This is a genomic window from Paenibacillus sp. FSL H8-0282 (genome assembly GCF_037963825.1).
GTDB classification, from domain to species: Bacteria; Bacillota; Bacilli; order Paenibacillales; family Paenibacillaceae; genus Paenibacillus_AQ; species Paenibacillus_AQ odorifer.
Window position 1 is genome coordinate 369,848 of the sequence record NZ_CP150146.1, and the last position, 16,421, is coordinate 386,268.

The following is a 16,421-nucleotide window of genomic DNA, read 5'->3' on the forward strand; positions in this document are numbered from 1 at the left end:
GATATCGTTTAAAGGAACTCCTGAAGATTGAGAGATTGAATAAGGGAGACAACGCCGAAAGACAACATTACCAATCCGGACAGTTTGTTGAACATGAGCTGTTTCGAACGCCCTGACATTATGTTGATTCTGAACAAAGCGGTGCTCCCTGTCAAACCCATCCACCATAATGCGGAACCCAGAAAGACGCCGCTAACTAGAAACGGCATATTGGAGCTGCTATGAGACAGAAGGACGCCAGATGCCGAACTGGTCATGCGGCCGTTGCTTTTCAGTAATTCCAAGATTTGAAGATCGATGTCATCCATTGCAACTCACTCCTTTAAGCTAATTATATAAAATCCATTAGAAATGAAAATAGAATCACTAAAACAAGTAAAATTATTAAATGATATCCTGATTTATATTAAAATAATTAAATTTAGCTTCGTTGTAACGGATGAAAACTTAAATTTTTTAACTGTAAAATGGGGGCTGCGCACAAAAAAATTCCTTCCAACATTATTAATGTCCCAGGGAATTGAGCACTAGAACATATTATTGTATGATGAGGAAGGAGTTTTAAGGGTAGGACTGGCTCCAAATATATTAGTAAAGGTAGTTAACACATGAATCCTAAAGATTTGAACTATACAATGCCACCGGAATGGGGCAAGCATGAACGTACTTTTATCTCCTGGCCGGTGCAGGAATCTATGTGTTTCCCGGACAACCACGAGTCAGTGTGCCAAGGTTATGCTGACATTATCACAGCCATCGCCGAGTTTGAACCGATCACGGTTATTGTGAACCCGGAGGATGTGGAGCGGGTAGAACATTTGGTCGGCGGACCGAATGTAACGCTGCTGCCTATTGCGCATAGCGATGCTTGGCTGCGTGATAACGGACCTACCTTTATTGTTAATAAAGAAGGACAAATGGCAGGTGTGAACTGGAAGTTTAATGCTTGGGGCGGTAAATATTCACCTTGGGATTTGGATGACAAAGTGGCTCCGCAGATTCTGGAGCATGCGCAGATCACCCGTTTTGATGCACCGCTTGTGATGGAGGGTGGCTCGATTCATACGGATGGAGAAGGCACTTTGCTTACTACAGAAGAGTGTCTGCTTAACCTAAACCGCAACCCGGAGCTGAAGCGCGAAGAGATCGAAGAGTACGTGCGGAACTATACAGGTACAGAAGCTATTATCTGGCTGAGACGTGGCCTTAGTGGCGATGAAACCGATGGTCATGTCGATAATATTGCTTGTTTTGCTGCACCAGGCAAAGTTATTATCCAGGTCTGTGAGGACCCGCAGGATGAGAACTATGAGATTACGCAAGAGAATCTGCGTATTCTGGAGAACACTACAGATGCCAAAGGGCGTAAGCTGGAGATTATCAAGATTCAGCAGCCACCACGGGTCGATCATGACGGCAGTCGTCTGACGCTCAGTTATTTGAACTTTTATTTCGTGAACGGCGGAATTATCTTGCCTGTGTTTGGCGGCACCGCGACAGAAACGGATACACTTGCTGAGAAAGTGCTGGCTGGTTTGTTCCCGGATCGCAAGATTCGTACAGTTAACGGAATGGCCGTTATCACCGAAGGCGGAAATGTCCACTGCACTACGCAGCAAATGCCTGCACAGCTATAATTGAAGGAAACTAGACGTCCAAAGGGACATTTATATACAAGGAGGACAGATACTTGAGAAATGTAAAAGTAGCTGCGACACAAATGAGTTGTTCCAGCAATATTGAGGAGAATATCAGCAAAGCCGAGACATTGGTCAGAGAAGCGGCAGCACAGGGTGCGCAAATTATTTTGCTCCAGGAGCTGTTTGAGACCCCGTATTTCTGTCAAAAAGAGAAAGCTGATTATTACGCATACGCAACAGAGCTTGAGCATAACAAGGCGATTAATCATTTCAAAGCAGTAGCCAAGGAGCTGCAAGTGGTACTGCCGATTAGTTTTTATGAGAAAAAGAATTACGCGCGTTACAACTCACTTGCTGTAATTGATGCTGATGGAACGGTGCTGGGCAAATACCGCAAGAGTCATATTCCAGATGGCCCAGGTTATGAAGAGAAGTTCTACTTTAATCCGGGAGATACTGGCTTTAAGGTATGGAACACTCGTTATGCCAAGATTGGTGTAGGCATCTGCTGGGATCAATGGTATCCAGAAGCGGCTAGAGTAATGAGCCTGATGGGAGCAGAAATTCTGTTCTATCCAACGGCTATTGGGTCTGAACCGCAGGATGGATCGATCGATTCCAAGGATCATTGGCAGACCTGTATGCTTGGACATGCAGCTGCGAATCTTATTCCAGTCGTGGCTTCCAACCGTATTGGTGAGGAAATTGATGAGGATTCGAGCATTAATTTCTACGGTTCATCGTTCATTGCAGGTCCTCAGGGCAATAAAATCGTTGAGGCTGGACGTGAGGAGCAAACCGTGCTGGTAAGCGAATTCGATCTGGATGCTTTGGAAGTTGGCCGGATCGAGTGGGGAATCTTCCGTGACCGCCGGCCGGATCTGTATAAATTGATCGGTTCTTATGATGGAGATATCACACTTTAATAGGTTTAAAGTTAAATATGCTAAAGGCATTGCTAGAGAGAATAGAATCTCTGGCAGTGCCTTTTTTTGTTTGATGGTAATTTTTTTTGAGTGATGTACGCATAAAACTTATAAAATAATAATATTGTGTTATATAACCTTACACAATTTAGAAAAGTTAATTGTCATGAATCCTTTAATCTGTTAAAATCTCTTTAAGTTATTTCCGAAAATAGGGGGAATGGGGATATGAAAATAAAAAGTCGTGTTTTAATGTCAGTTTTTATATCATTTGTGGTGGTTGCATTGGTAGGTTGTGGAGCAAATAACAGTAAAGCTGGTAACGAATCCTCAGCGGAGAAAATTAAGTTTGCCAGTGATGCCAGCTACGCTCCTATGGAGTATATGGACACGGATAAAATCAAAGGATTCGACATCGATTTCATTAAGGCAGTTATGGAAGAAGCGGGAATAGACTATGACGTAACGAACACAGGCTGGGAAACGATGCTGCAAAGTGTGAAGCAGGGAACGGAGTATCAAGCAGGGCTATCTTCAGTATCGATTACGGATGAACGTAAAGAAACCTATGACTATTCCATCCCTTATTTCGAATCTACCAATATGATTATGGTTAAAGAAGGCAGCGACATCAAAAACGCACTTGATCTTAAAGATAAAGTAGTTGCAATACAAGGGGCCACAACTGCAGATGACCTGATGAGCGGAATAATGGGTGTCGACAACCCTAACTTGAAACGTTTTGACAGCAATGCGGTGGCATTGATGGAACTGAATGGCGGAGGAGCCGATGCGGTTGTAGCGGATATTGCCATTGTACGTGAGTACATGAAAAACAATCCTAAGCAGAAGCTGGTGGGGATTGTAGACACGGAGAACTTCGGAGCGGAATATTACGGCATTCTTTACCCTAAGGGCAGTGAGTTAAAAGCGAAACTGGATCCGGCTATTAAGAAGGTATTGGAAAACGGAAAGTACGCGGAAATCTACAAAACTTGGTTCGGCGAAGAACCTAACCTGGATAGCTTATTGAACGCAAAATAAGGAAAAAACCTAATAAGCATGCGTAATGATAGCTATTGCGCATGCTTATTTTTTTAAAGAGAGATGACATAAAGAAGAGAAGGGGAGAGTCCTATGGATTTTAGAATGGACATTATCATTCATTATTTACCCGTCCTTTTAAAAGGGACACTGCTGACTATCGGTATTTCTGTAGTTTCTATTTTATTTGGCTCTATTTTGGGACTGGGGATCGGATTCGGCAAAATGGCCCCAAAATGGTATTTGCGCTGGCCTTTTCATTCATATATCAATTTTTTTCGAGGAACACCATTGTATGTGCAGATTCTGATTGTTCACTTTGGAGTGATTCCCCCGCTTTACGGCAAAACCAATGCTCTAATTACTGCGTTTGTTGCTCTGTCGCTTAATTCGGCTGCTTATTCGGCTGAGATTTTTCGGGCAGGCATTCAGTCGGTTGATCGTGGGCAACGGGAAGCGGCTATTTCACTGGGGATGACTAGTCGGCAAGCGATGAGATTTATTATTTTACCGCAAGCGATCAAACGGATGGTTCCGGCTTTTGGTAACGAGTTTATTGTGCTTGTGAAAGACTCCTCTCTTCTGGCTTTGGTGGCTGCACCGGAAATAATGTATTGGACCAACACGATGAAAGGGCAATATTTGCGGATATGGGAGCCTTATTTGACAGCGGCACTTATTTATTTCATTCTTACCTATTCTCTTAGCAAGCTGCTGAATTACGTTGAACGGAGGCTGAAATAGGATGGAGCCTATGATTTCAGTACGGAACTTACATAAATCATTTGGAACAAATACGGTGCTGGCCGACATAAGTATCGATATTTTCAGTCAGGAGGTAGTGGTGGTTATTGGGCCGTCCGGATCGGGTAAATCCACCTTTTTGCGTTGCCTTAATTTACTGGAGCAGCCGCAGGGGGGCGAGATTGTAATTGAAGGCACTTCTTTGATGGCGGCGAGTACGAAGATTAACGATATCCGTACAGAGCTTGGGATGGTGTTTCAGCAGTTTAATCTATTTCCTCATATGAGGGTTATAGAAAACATTATGCTGGCGCCGGTTCAGGTGCGTAAATGGTCTCCGGATAAAGCGCGGCAAAAAGCGCTGGAGCTGCTGCGAAAAGTAGGTCTAAGTGAAAAAGCAGAGATGTATCCAGCCTCATTGTCTGGGGGTCAGGCTCAGCGGGTAGCGATTGCAAGGGCGCTGGCTATGGAGCCCCAAATTATGCTCTTTGACGAACCAACCTCAGCGCTTGACCCGGAGATGGTGGGGGAAGTGCTGGCGGTGATGAAGGAACTGGCCCGTGAGGGGATGACGATGGTCGTGGTGACACATGAAATGGGCTTTGCGCGTGAGGTGGGGGATCGGGTGCTGTTCATGGAACAAGGTGAGATTGTGGAAGAAGGAAGTCCGGAGCAGCTGTTCGGAAATCCTATGCAAGAACGGACACGATCCTTTCTATCAAAGGTGCTGTAATTTAGTGGAAAGTAGAATCTTGTTATTTTATCAGGTATATTAGAAGAGTAACGGTTAATTCAGGGATTTATATGCAAAATCTGTCGGAACGTGGAGAGGAGGCTCTGGGGATATCTTTTGTTATCATAATCTTGCAGTGATAGAGGGAGAAATACGATGAGCACATTTAAAAACTGGTTAAACACAACCAAAAACGGACTAACAGATCAAGTGAAAAAATTCAAAAATAAAGACTTCATGAACGCGATAGTTGCAGGCTGCGCTTTGGTTGCTGCGGCTGACGGTAAAATAGAAGATGCAGAGAAGAATAAAATGGTCGGCTATATAAATCTAAGTAATGAATTGAAGGTATTTGACATGAGAGATGTCATTGCTCAATTCAACCATTATGTTAGTAACTTCGAGTTCTCTCCGGAAATAGGGAAACAAGAGGCTTTGAAAGCGATCGCTAAGTTTAGCGGCAAACCAGAAGCGGGCCGTCTGATCGTGGGCGTATGCTCGGCAATTGGATCAGCTGATGGTGATTTTGATGATTATGAAAAAGCAGTTGTGCGGAATATTTGTGGTGTCTTAGGATTAAACCCTAGCGAATTCAGTTTATAAATTAGGTGAAGTCATAGATAAAAGTTCGTTGAAACGTAATTTATTCTTTATCGTATCACTGATATAACACCTAAAAGCTAGACTAACAGATAATGATTTTTATCGGAAACGGAGGTACGTTGATTTGGCTGGAATTAATCTGGTAAAAGGTCAAAAGATTGATTTGACTAAAGGTAATGCGGGCTTGTCCAATGTAATTGTGGGCTTAGGCTGGGATCCAATTGAAGCCTCGCGGGGATTCTTTGGAGTCAAGAAACAGGCGAATGTCGACTGTGATGCCTCAGCACTGCTATTAAATGAGGATGGTAAGCTAACTAAGAAGGGTAACCTGATCTGCTTCCACAACAAGCAAAGTCCTTGCAACTCGGTCATTCATTCCGGAGATAATCTGACGGGTGAAGGCGACGGAGATGACGAGCAAATCATGGTTAATTTGAAAGCCATTCCTGCCGATGTTCACAAGGTTCTGGTTGTCGTTAACATTTACGATGCGGTGAATCGCAAACAGGATTTTGGAATGATCAAATCAGCGTATATTCGGGTAATAAATGCTGCCGGGAATAGTGAGTTGATTAAATTCAACTTGTCAGACAACTACACAGGTTTTACGGCACTTATTTGTGGAGAGCTTTACCGCCAAGGTGGAGAATGGAAGTTCGCTGCAATTGGTGAAGGCAGCCACGCCGCTCATATCAATCAACTTGCAGAACGCTACGTATAATCCAAATATAAGAAAAGAGGTATGTAATCATGGCAATTAATCTATCCAAAGGTCAAAAAATCGATTTAACGAAAACAAACCCAGGTCTATCCAAAATCACAGTAGGTCTTGGTTGGGACACTAATAAATATGACGGCGGAAAAGATTTCGATTTGGACGTATCCGTCTTTTTGACCAATGCTAGTGGTAAAGTTGATAAAGAAACCAACTTCATTTTCTTCAATAACAAGCAAAATGAGAATGCTTCTGTTGTTCATACCGGAGATAACCGTACAGGTGAAGGCGATGGTGATGATGAGCAGGTTCAAGTGGATCTTCAGAACATCCCTGCTGATGTAGACAAAGTAGCTTTTACTATTACAATTTATGATGCTGAAGCAAGAAGCCAAAACTTTGGACAAGTCTCCCGTTCCTACGTACGTATCGTAAACGATCTGAACAATGAAGAATTGATTCGTTTCGACCTAGGTGAGGATTTCTCTATTGAAACTGGTGTTGTTGTAGGCGAATTGTATCGTAACGGTGCAGAATGGAAGTTCAATGCTATCGGCAGTGGCTACAAAGACGGCTTGAGCGGTTTGACTCGCGACTACGGCCTGCAATAAATTTCATTCTGCATGCTAAAGATGAATTGAATTCATAAATGAAAGAAGGTTTTGTCAGTGACGATCAGTCTCTCTAAAGGACAACGGATTGATCTTACCAAGACTAATCCGGGTTTGACGAAGGTAGTAGTAGGATTGGGCTGGGATACTAATAAGTATAGCGGCGGCCAAGATTTTGACCTTGATGCCTCAGCCTTTTTACTGCATGAAGATGGTAAGGCCAAGGGCTCCGATGATTTTGTATTCTACAACAATCCTTCGGGTGGCGCAGGTTCCTTGACTCATACGGGGGATAACCGTACAGGTGAGGGTGACGGAGATGACGAGCAGATTGTTGTTGATTTCAGCAAAATCCCTGCTCATATTCAGCGCATCGGAATAACGGTAACGATCTATGATTATGAAACTCGGGCACAAAACTTTGGACAGGTTTCCAATGCTTTTGTACGTGTAGTAGATGCTTCTAATGATCGTGAAGTGCTTCGCTTCGATTTAGGTGAAGACTTTTCAACTGAAACAGCTGTTGTATTCTGTGAGTTCTACCGCAATGGTGCGGATTGGAAGTTCCAGGCGATTGGAAGTGGCTTTGCCGGCGGTCTAAGCGCTTTATGCAGAAACTATGGACTGGACGCGCAATAACATCCAAGTGGGCGGGGTCATTACCGATCCTGCCCTTTTTCTAAATATTTAGAGCAGTACAGACTCCACTTTGTGGGGTTCTTTTTTACAAAATTATTAGTTGGTTTACTCCATTTATAAAGGTGGCGTAAGAATGAGTGTTAACGTAGTCAAAGGGCAAAAAGCTGATCTGACCAAAGGCAATGCTGGACTTCATTCTATAATCGTAGAGATTGGCTGGCATGCTCCGGCTGCTCTGGAGATTGATAGCTCTGCTTTCCTGCTTGGATCAGAGGGTAAAGTAAGTAAAGACGAGGATTTAATATTTTATAATAATCCAGCCACATCTTATATTAGGTATAAGGATGTGCCAGGATTCAATGACCGCAAGCAATTCGAAGTTCAATTGGATAAGATTCCTTCCGATGTGATGAAGATTGCCTTTACACTTACCATTTATGATGGGGAGAAAAGGGGTCAAAGTTTTGGGCAAGTTAGTCAGGCTTATTTTCGGATTCTCAATCAAGTGACAGGTGCGGAACTGCTCCGATGTGATCTCGACAATCTTTTCTCCGTGGAAACGGCCATTGTGGTAGGGGAATTATATAGATATAACAGTGAATGGAAGTTCAGTGCCATTGCAGCGGGGTTTGCCGGAGGTTTGAAAGAGATATGCAGCAACTTCGGTATTGAAGCGAATGAGGAGCCTGCTCCTGCTGCTCCACAGCCGGAGGTTAAGCCGCAGATTCCACCACAAATCTTCGCAACGCCGCCTGCGCAGCCAGTGAAACGTGAAGAGAGCTCTCCAGCCACACCCCCGCCTTCGCCAATGAATCTCAACTTGAAGAAAATCGAGCTGAAGAAAAAAGGCGATTCCATCAATTTGAAAAAATCAGCCAGTGGTGATTTAGGGGAAGTGTTGATTAATCTCAACTGGAACCAGAAGCAGGGCGGACTCTTTAGTCGTAAAAATGGCGTAGATCTAGATCTTGCTTGTCTGTATGAACTGAAGAATGGCAGTAAAGGAGTGGTACAAGCGTTGGGCAATGCCTTTGGCTCATTGAATCAACCTCCTTATGTCATGCTTGATGGGGATGATCGGACAGGCTCCGTAACTACTGGTGAGAATTTGCGTATAAATGGTATCAAAATTTCCGAGATTGAACGCATTCTAGTGTTTTCCTTTATTTATAAAGGGGTAACCAACTGGTCGGAGGCCGATGGGGTTGTCACCATCAAACAAGGCGGAGGACCTGATATCATTGTAAATTTGGACGAGCATAACAACCGAAAAGGGATGTGTGCCATTGCGTTATTCCGGAATGTAAGCAATGAAACATTTAGTGTTGAACGGCTGGTGCAATATTACAGTGGTCATCGTGAGATGGATGAAGCCTATGGCTGGGGGCTGCGCTGGGTTGCGGGCAGCAAATAATCGATTTTACCGGAGGCGCAAAGTGTAATGGATTGGTTCGCAGATTTTTTTAGAAATATTAGTGAGAATTACGGGCATTTTTTCTCATGGAGTGATGTAGTAGGTACACTCTCTGATCCTGTGAGCTGGGGGATTATCGGGAGCTTAATTCTACTAGAAGGTTTGCTCTCTGCAGATAATGCGCTTGTGCTTGCCGTTATGGTTAAGCATCTACCTAAGGAGCAGCAGAAAAAGGCGCTTTTCTACGGTATCTTAGGGGCTTATTTGTTCAGATTCCTGGCCATTGGACTAGGGACATTTCTTATTAAGTTTACTTTGGTTAAGGTTCTTGGTGCACTGTATCTCTTTTATATCGCATATAAAGGTTTATTTAAGGGCAGTGGCGAAGAGCATACGGAGAATAAAGGCACTTCTTTTTGGAAGACAGTTCTCCTTGTTGAATTAATGGATATTGCTTTCAGTATTGACAGTGTTATTGCAGCATTTGGACTTAGCGATCAGGTTTGGGTTCTCTTTATGGGTGGTATCTTAGGGGTTCTGATGATGCGCGGAGTGGCGCAGGTATTCTTGAAGCTTATTGATAAATTCCCTGAATTGGAACAGGCAGCGTTCCTGCTTATCGCCATTATTGCGGGTAAGATGCTAGCAGGTGCTTTTGGTTTTGAATTGCCGCATGTCGTATTCTTTACAATCCTTATAGCGGTATTCGTGGGTACGATCCTCTATAGTGCTAGACGTAAGAAAAAAGATGCCCATAAAAGTGCATGATTAAAAAAGTAATTGCACCATAGAGAAGTCGGAGCCGATCATGCAAGAATAGAAACGCCTGCTTCTTTCAGGTAATCGTATATGTTATAGCGTAGGCCTTCACTTATATTTGAGAGAGCCAAGATGCCATCCCCAAGGGAGAGTATTGCCGGTTCTGACACTCTCTATGAGGAGAGGTCTACGCTTGTTTTGCTTGGCTTCGCAAAACTATAAGGGGGAACCGATTTGAGATACTTCGATTACCTGACGAAAGAACAAGAAATCTCTTTGTTTTACACTCCGCCTATCTCATTTGATCATACCACGAACAAGGAACTGCTAGCCTACGCTGTCGGCGCTGCCCTCTATATGCCGGCTACCCGTGCAAGTGTTGCAGAAGACATCATTAAGCTCAAAAATGCAGGTCTAGTGACGGTTATTATAGATCTGGAGGACGCAATCGGAGATGACCAGGTTGACAATGCAGAGGAGTCTATTATCCAGCATCTTATTTACCTAGCTGCTTACGCAGAAAATGAGCTGGATTCATCGAACAGCCTCCCGCTTCTTTTTATACGAGTACGTAACCCGGACCAACTCCGGCAAATGATTTTCCGCTTGGGATCCTTGGTAACGATGTTAACAGGGTTTGTATTTCCTAAGTTCTCTGTGGACAATGGAATTCAATATTTTGAAACGTTAGCTGAGTACAACAATACGCGTGGTTATAATGATCCTGTGCTTTACGGGATGCCAATCTTGGAAACTGCACCTATTATTTATCGGGAAAGTCGAGTGGACAGTCTGCTATCTATCCGTGATTTACTCCGTAATTACCGTGAGCTTGTCCTAAACGTCAGAATTGGGGCAACGGATTTCTCCAGCCTGTTCGGACTGCGTCGCAGTCCTGATGTTAGTATTTATGATCTTACTCCTATCCGTGACTGTATCTCGGACATTATCAATGTGTTTGGGCGGGTTGAAGAGGGATATGTGATCTCAGGACCTGTCTGGGAGTATTTTGCGAATAAAGGTCATCGAGTTCTCCGGCCGCAGCTGCGGCAGACGCCATTTGAGGATACTTACGGCAAAAACGGCCGTGATATGCGGAATAGCTATATCTCGAGCAGTGTGGACGGGCTAATTCGTGAGGTTATTTTGGATAAAGAGAATGGAATTGTGGGTAAGACGATTATCCATCCTTCTCATCTCAGACCTGTTCAGGCGATGTATACGGTGATGCATGAGGAATACGTCGACGCTTTAAGCATTGTAGAAAGTAATGATGGCAGTCTGGGCGTATTTAAGAGTCAATATTTTAATAAAATGAACGAAATTAAGCCCCATCTGAATTGGGCAAGACGAATTTTACTACGATCTCAAATATACGGGGTGTTACATGAACAACAGCATTTTGTCGGATTATTACCCGAAAACGAATTTACGCACGTATAACATAGTCGAGAACCTGCAAGTGAATGTAACCGAAACCTTTAACCCCTTTCATATGCCTCTGGATTCTTTATTTTCGATGGCGGCGCGAATTAATAAAAAACGAACTTTTCTGTTTGTCAGTAAGGTGCTTGGCAAGCATATCCCCGTCGATCCGTATACTTCACTTCTAAGCGGAGCAGCGTTGGCGCTGCTGTTATATCAGGAGATAAACGGTGATTCCGTGGATAGTGATCGTATGACAAAGTTATTGGATATGGCGGTTCATGGGCTGATTCATCCTGAATTTGCTAAGGAAGCCTATCAGCATTTACTAGCGGCCCGGCTGGTTTTGCCCAAGCCTGTGGTTTTTATTGGATTCGCAGAAACGGCAACTGCACTGGGTCACAGTGTGTACAACATCTTTGCTGAGCAGGCATCCTATATTCATACTACGCGTGAGCATATTCCTGATTTGGAGTCTGTTGTAAGTTTTGTAGAAGAGCATTCCCATGCAGTTGATCATCTATGTTATGCCTTGGATACCGAACTCTTATCTGGGACAGAGCCCATTATATTGGTAGATGACGAGATTACGACCGGGAAAACCGCGATCAATACAATTCGAGATATTCAGTCAAAATTCCCGCGGGAGGAATATGTGGTAGTCTCTCTTCTGGATTGGAGAAGCGGCAACAATCTTCAACACTATAGTGAGCTTGAGCAGGAGCTGGGGATTCGCATTAAGTCGTTATGTCTGCTGCAAGGGAATATTGAAGTGATAGGTTCACCGGTGTTTAATAAGGATACTGAGCAGCTGGATAGAGAGGCCATTTTTGAGTGTGAGGTTGTAACTACTTATGCTCAAGATGGAATGGAACGACTGGAGGTATCCTCTATCGATTCCTATGGTGAGATCAACACAGCGCCGTATATGAAATATAGTGGACGGTTCGGAATGGAGTCACAGGATAATCTGGAGCTTGATCAGGGTGTGAAACGAATAGCTGAGCAGCTGCGGCAATTGCGTAGAGGGCCGAAAGCCTTGGTAATGGGTGTAGGAGAATTTATGTATCTTCCGATGAGAGTGGCGGCGGAAATGGGGGAAGGGATTGCTTACCAGTCTTCCACTAGAAGTCCAATCCACCCTGAGCGTCGGCCGGATTATGGGGTACATAGTGCTGCTGCGTATCCTTCAGCTGGTGATCCGGAAATCACAAACTTTATTTATAATATAGCTCCTGGTCAATACGATGATATATTTGTGCTGATTGAGCGTGATGTACCGCATGAGCGTATGAAACCTATGCTTGATATACTGAAGAAACTGGCCCGCCATAAAGTGCATCTTATTGTACTGACCTCGGAAAGAAGAAGTGGAGGCCCTACCTATGAAGGGAACAGTAACTGAAAAAATTCTAAACAGAAGTATAGCCGAACCGGTTCCGCTAGGCAGCTATTCTCCGTCAGATGTTATATTTTTGCTTAAGGATCTGAGCGATGTTTCACTGGAGCGGGCGACTGACGAAAGAGAGGCCGCCATTCAATCAGGTGTACACTACTCTGAGATGCTGCCCGTGGAATATCAGCCTACTGAGCAGTATATTGAGTTATTTCACGAGACGCTGGAGCAATCTGCGGAGAAGGTTGCTCTAGCAGTAGCGGTAGTCTCTGAGATGATTGTCGCTCAACGGGGACTTGATACGGTGTTAGTCTCTTTGGCAAGAGCGGGAACACCAATTGGTGTACTGATTAAGCGTTATATCCAAGAGCGATATGATGCTGATCTGCCGCATTATAGTATCTCTATCATTCGGGGCAAGGGGATTGATGAGAACGCAATCCTCTATATTCTGCAAAAGCATGGGCTTGACGCTGATTTGCAGTTTGTCGACGGATGGACGGGGAAAGGGGCTATTCGCCAGGTATTGATTGAGGCGTGCAACAGCCTATATGAGAAATATGGCATTCGGCTAAATGATGACCTGGCCGTATTGGCTGATCCCGGGAACTGTTCAGGCACGTTCGGGACTAGAGAGGATTATCTTATTCCTAGTGCATGCCTCAATTCTACGGTGTCAGGATTGATGAGCCGGACAGTGCTGCGCGATGATTTAATCGGTCCGGAAGAATTCCATGGGGCTAAATTCTACAAGGAATGGCTCGATACGGATGTATCTAATGTATTCATTGCGGCGATCTGCCCGTATTTCTCCTCCGTTGCGGAAGAAGCACAAGCGATTGCTGAACAGATGCAGCAATCCCCGCCAGAAATTACATGGCAGGGCCTGCGTGATATTCAGAGTATTCAAGAAGTGTTCGGCATAGATAACATCAATTTGGTCAAGCCCGGAGTCGGAGAAACAACCCGAGTGCTGCTGCGCAGAGTACCATGGAAGATTCTTGTCGATACTATGGATAATCCAAATCTTCGTCATATTATTCTCTTAGCAGAGGATAGAGGGGTTCCAGTAGAAGTATTCCCTGGACTCACCTACTCCTGTTGCGGGATTATTAAGCCGCTGAGAGGTGAGACGGAATGATCTATGCCAGTGATTTGGACCGAACGTTAATCTATTCCTTAAATGCAATCGGTGTCCCGGAGAATACTCCGGGCCTGGTTCCTGCGGAGGTTGTGGATGGCAAGACGGTTTCATACATTTCGCAAAAAGCATTGGCTGATCTGATGGAGCTTACTTCCCGTATTATCTTTATGCCCGTTACAACACGTACAATAGCGCAGTATAAGCGTATTAATCTGTTTCAAGACACGATTATTCCAGACTACGCGATTACTAGTAATGGCGGGAATATTCTGATTGGTGGCGAAGTAGATAAGAGCTGGAGAGCTTCGGTGGGCAGGCTTGTTCAAAATGAATCGGCTGCGGCAGAAGAAGTTAGAATGCACGTTAGGTCTGTAGTGCACGAGGAATGGATCATTAGTGAGCGGTATTGTGATGATTTATTTTATACTTTTGTGGTAGTGCGTGATTTATTACCTATGGATGAGATCACGAATCTGGCAGAGCGATTATACGATTTGGGCTGGCGGGTATCCTTACAAGGACGCAAGCTATATGTCGTTCCTGCCGCTGTGAATAAAAGTGATGCGATTGTTCATGTGCGCCGGACGGTTCGTTCAGAACCGATGGTAGCATCGGGAGATTCCTTGTTGGATAAGAGTTTACTAGAAAGTGCGGACTATGCGATTGCTCCTTGTCATGGAGAAATATTTGCAGAGCAGCAGAGTGGTCTTGTAAAATCAAGGTATCCCTTTACGAAGCAAGCGGGTGTTTTTGCTGGTGATGAAATTCTACAGTATGTAAACATGATCTATAATAACTTAACCGTATTGGGAGTTGGGCCACTATGAAAAAGGTAAACATTTATTTCAATCGCTGGTTTTCCGTCGCTTACCATTATATGAATCTCATCCGCAATAATGAGGATGGCGTTCCTGTACAAATCTTCGCCACGCATCCTGATATTCACCATATGTCCCTTCAAGGTGCTGATGTTGCTGGGACTGAACCAGCACTGACTGGAATAGAATATGTTCAATTCTGCGTGGATTTCTGTCGCCGCAATGAGATCGATATCTTCATTCCACGGTTACATATGCTGGATATAGCTTTGCATGCTGCTATGTTTGATGCGATTGGCACCAAGGTTCTGGTCTGTAGAGATTTGGACTTATTGGAGACCATCATGGATAAGGGGAAGTTCTACGAAAGTGTTAAGGAAACAGGGATTATGACAATTCCTGATTATCATGTGGTGAGTACAGCAGAGCAGTTCAAAGAGGCTTATCATGATCTTGTAGCCAAAGGACACCACGTATGCTTTAAACCCACGGAGACAGAGGGAGGCCTTGGCTTCCGTATCATTGATAACACACGTAGTCCTTTACAGGAGCTGTTTGGTCATGTAACTCCGCTGATATCCTTCGATGAGGCCTATCGTATTCTGGGAAGTGAACCTACATTCCCTGAACTTATGGTGATGGAATTGCTGGAAGGTTATGAATACAGTATAGATTGCTTGTCAGATGAGAATGGCAGGCTGTTAGCGGCTGTACCCCGTCGTAAAGCTGGCGGTCGTCTGCGGCTGATGGAGCATATTCCGGAGCTGGAGGAGATCGCTTCCCGGGTAGCAGAGGTATATAAAATACCTTTCAATTTCAATATTCAAATGAAGTATAGTGGTGGAATTCCTAAACTGCTGGAGATTAACCCCCGGATGTCTGGAGGTCTTCATATTTCTTGTCTGTCTGGAATTAACTTTCCATACCTGGCTGTCAAAAGTGCACTCGGCGGAGAGGTCCAGCCTGCGGAGTTCGGCGATAATGTGCTTGCCAGCCATGTAGAGCAGCCGCTAATTATGAAAATAAACGGCGAATCCGTAATTCCGGATCCCGTGAATTGAGCGTTCGCAATCTCGCTCACAAGAGGTGAGAAAAATTAAATTTAAATCGAAAGTGTTGCTGTATGCCGGTATTGGCTATGTTGTCGCTGTATTGACGAGTTCTTTTTTGCCTGAGTTACTCTCCTTGCTGTTGCCTGTAGCGGGTGCAGCGGTAGGGGTTCTTGCAACGAGAAGTCCAAGAACCAACCTTCCGGCTGAGGTGCTGCCAGCAGGTCCAGAGACGTTGCCTGTTGCTCCAGCTCCCTCTGCAAATGCTCCGCAATTACCTAGTGCGGCAAATAATGCTGCACCAGGTAATCCGGGCAATAGTGGTAGAACTGAGGCCGAACCAACGAAGATTGGACCGGAATTTGCTCCAGTAGTTGAGTACCTTAGCATTCTGGAAGATATGATTATCTCCGAGGGGCAGAAGGATACACTGGACAATGAAATTGTCGAGAAATCACTGGCGCTTTTTGCGAGACTTCAACGTGTAATTCCGCTGCTGCAGGAGCTCAATAATGGCGATATTAATCATACGGTCCGCAGATTGATTCTGAAGGATTTAAATGGTGTGATTAACCCATTTTTGCGCCTAAGCGGTGAAGCGAAGACGAAGAATCGGAGAACGCTGCTGAACGGTCTAAGAGATGTTGATTCCAAAATATCGGATATTGCTTCGACGATCGAACATAAAGACCTGATGGAACTTCAGACGAAGGCGGAACTGATTCATCAGCGGTATAGCAGTTCCGAATTATAGGAGGGAA

18 protein-coding genes are annotated in these 16,421 nt (G+C 44.4%); 17 read left to right on the forward strand and 1 reads right to left on the reverse strand.

Features of this window, described 5'->3' with window-relative positions:
• Positions 1–8 precede the first annotated feature (8 nt).
• On the reverse strand, positions 9–308 hold the full coding sequence (locus NST94_RS01635) for an AsnC family protein (RefSeq protein WP_076275960.1): 300 nt from the start codon (positions 306–308) through the stop codon (positions 9–11).
• A gap of 300 nt (positions 309–608) precedes the next feature.
• On the opposite strand from NST94_RS01635, the gene NST94_RS01640 reads away from it, so the two are divergent.
• From NST94_RS01640 to NST94_RS01720, 17 genes are all read left to right on the forward strand, one after another.
• Positions 609–1,637 carry an agmatine deiminase family protein gene (locus tag NST94_RS01640; protein WP_076302297.1) on the forward strand — a complete coding sequence of 343 codons (1,029 nt, stop codon included), beginning with the start codon at positions 609–611 and terminating at the stop codon, positions 1,635–1,637.
• Between the two features lie 53 nt (positions 1,638–1,690).
• Positions 1,691–2,566, forward strand: a complete 876-nt coding sequence (gene aguB / locus NST94_RS01645; RefSeq protein WP_076124702.1) for an N-carbamoylputrescine amidase — start codon at positions 1,691–1,693, stop codon at positions 2,564–2,566.
• A 228-nt stretch (positions 2,567–2,794) separates the two neighbouring features.
• Positions 2,795–3,610 carry a transporter substrate-binding domain-containing protein gene (locus tag NST94_RS01650; protein ID WP_076275962.1) on the forward strand — a complete coding sequence of 272 codons (816 nt, stop codon included), beginning with the start codon at positions 2,795–2,797 and terminating at the stop codon, positions 3,608–3,610.
• A 93-nt stretch (positions 3,611–3,703) separates the two neighbouring features.
• Complete coding sequence (locus tag NST94_RS01655; RefSeq protein WP_076124698.1) at positions 3,704–4,354, forward strand: amino acid ABC transporter permease; 651 nt, start codon at positions 3,704–3,706, stop codon at positions 4,352–4,354.
• Positions 4,355–4,364: 10 nt separating this feature from the next.
• Positions 4,365–5,087 (forward strand): amino acid ABC transporter ATP-binding protein, encoded by a 723-nt coding sequence (locus NST94_RS01660; RefSeq protein WP_339281571.1) that lies wholly within the window; start codon positions 4,365–4,367, stop codon positions 5,085–5,087.
• Positions 5,088–5,243: 156 nt separating this feature from the next.
• Positions 5,244–5,690 carry a tellurite resistance TerB family protein gene (locus tag NST94_RS01665; RefSeq protein WP_076185595.1) on the forward strand — a complete coding sequence of 149 codons (447 nt, stop codon included), beginning with the start codon at positions 5,244–5,246 and terminating at the stop codon, positions 5,688–5,690.
• 124 nt (positions 5,691–5,814) lie between these two features.
• Positions 5,815–6,411 (forward strand): TerD family protein, encoded by a 597-nt coding sequence (locus tag NST94_RS01670; RefSeq protein WP_076124695.1) that lies wholly within the window; start codon positions 5,815–5,817, stop codon positions 6,409–6,411.
• Positions 6,412–6,440: 29 nt separating this feature from the next.
• On the forward strand, positions 6,441–7,016 hold the full coding sequence (locus NST94_RS01675) for a TerD family protein (protein WP_036687420.1): 576 nt from the start codon (positions 6,441–6,443) through the stop codon (positions 7,014–7,016).
• Between the two features lie 57 nt (positions 7,017–7,073).
• Complete coding sequence (locus NST94_RS01680) at positions 7,074–7,655, forward strand: TerD family protein (RefSeq protein ID WP_036687422.1); 582 nt, start codon at positions 7,074–7,076, stop codon at positions 7,653–7,655.
• A gap of 133 nt (positions 7,656–7,788) precedes the next feature.
• Positions 7,789–9,069 carry a TerD family protein gene (locus tag NST94_RS01685; RefSeq protein WP_076124694.1) on the forward strand — a complete coding sequence of 427 codons (1,281 nt, stop codon included), beginning with the start codon at positions 7,789–7,791 and terminating at the stop codon, positions 9,067–9,069.
• Positions 9,070–9,096: 27 nt separating this feature from the next.
• Positions 9,097–9,837, forward strand: coding sequence for a TerC family protein (locus tag NST94_RS01690; protein ID WP_036687425.1), 741 nt, complete (start codon positions 9,097–9,099; stop codon positions 9,835–9,837).
• Positions 9,838–10,062: 225 nt separating this feature from the next.
• A complete protein-coding gene (locus NST94_RS01695) occupies positions 10,063–11,271 on the forward strand; it encodes an HpcH/HpaI aldolase/citrate lyase family protein (protein ID WP_232061116.1) in 1,209 nt (402 codons plus the stop codon).
• A gap of 76 nt (positions 11,272–11,347) precedes the next feature.
• Positions 11,348–12,658 carry a phosphoribosyltransferase family protein gene (locus NST94_RS01700; protein WP_339282119.1) on the forward strand — a complete coding sequence of 437 codons (1,311 nt, stop codon included), beginning with the start codon at positions 11,348–11,350 and terminating at the stop codon, positions 12,656–12,658.
• Complete coding sequence (locus tag NST94_RS01705; RefSeq protein ID WP_076185598.1) at positions 12,639–13,790, forward strand: cysteine protease StiP family protein; 1,152 nt, start codon at positions 12,639–12,641, stop codon at positions 13,788–13,790. The genes NST94_RS01700 and NST94_RS01705 overlap by 20 nt, the downstream gene beginning before the upstream one ends.
• Positions 13,787–14,620, forward strand: coding sequence for an HAD family hydrolase (locus tag NST94_RS01710; RefSeq protein WP_036687429.1), 834 nt, complete (start codon positions 13,787–13,789; stop codon positions 14,618–14,620). Before NST94_RS01705 ends, NST94_RS01710 begins: the two co-directional genes overlap by 4 nt.
• On the forward strand, positions 14,617–15,672 hold the full coding sequence (locus NST94_RS01715; RefSeq protein WP_076185601.1) for an ATP-grasp domain-containing protein: 1,056 nt from the start codon (positions 14,617–14,619) through the stop codon (positions 15,670–15,672). Before NST94_RS01710 ends, NST94_RS01715 begins: the two co-directional genes overlap by 4 nt.
• Before the next feature lie 34 nt (positions 15,673–15,706).
• On the forward strand, positions 15,707–16,414 hold the full coding sequence (locus NST94_RS01720; RefSeq protein WP_076185690.1) for a hypothetical protein: 708 nt from the start codon (positions 15,707–15,709) through the stop codon (positions 16,412–16,414).
• Positions 16,415–16,421: the final 7 nt, after the last annotated feature.

Coding starts and splice junctions, on each gene's coding strand:
- NST94_RS01635 (WP_076275960.1), bottom strand. CDS start 308: ATGGATGACATCGATCTTCAAATCTTGGAATTACTGAAAAGCAACGGC.
- NST94_RS01640 (WP_076302297.1), top strand. CDS start 609: ATGAATCCTAAAGATTTGAACTATACAATGCCACCGGAATGGGGCAAG.
- NST94_RS01650 (WP_076275962.1), top strand. CDS start 2,795: ATGAAAATAAAAAGTCGTGTTTTAATGTCAGTTTTTATATCATTTGTG.
- NST94_RS01655 (WP_076124698.1), top strand. CDS start 3,704: ATGGATTTTAGAATGGACATTATCATTCATTATTTACCCGTCCTTTTA.
- NST94_RS01660 (WP_339281571.1), top strand. CDS start 4,365: ATGATTTCAGTACGGAACTTACATAAATCATTTGGAACAAATACGGTG.
- NST94_RS01665 (WP_076185595.1), top strand. CDS start 5,244: ATGAGCACATTTAAAAACTGGTTAAACACAACCAAAAACGGACTAACA.
- NST94_RS01675 (WP_036687420.1), top strand. CDS start 6,441: ATGGCAATTAATCTATCCAAAGGTCAAAAAATCGATTTAACGAAAACA.
- NST94_RS01685 (WP_076124694.1), top strand. CDS start 7,789: ATGAGTGTTAACGTAGTCAAAGGGCAAAAAGCTGATCTGACCAAAGGC.
- NST94_RS01690 (WP_036687425.1), top strand. CDS start 9,097: ATGGATTGGTTCGCAGATTTTTTTAGAAATATTAGTGAGAATTACGGG.
- NST94_RS01700 (WP_339282119.1), top strand. CDS start 11,348: ATGGCGGCGCGAATTAATAAAAAACGAACTTTTCTGTTTGTCAGTAAG.
- NST94_RS01705 (WP_076185598.1), top strand. CDS start 12,639: ATGAAGGGAACAGTAACTGAAAAAATTCTAAACAGAAGTATAGCCGAA.
- NST94_RS01710 (WP_036687429.1), top strand. CDS start 13,787: ATGATCTATGCCAGTGATTTGGACCGAACGTTAATCTATTCCTTAAAT.
- NST94_RS01715 (WP_076185601.1), top strand. CDS start 14,617: ATGAAAAAGGTAAACATTTATTTCAATCGCTGGTTTTCCGTCGCTTAC.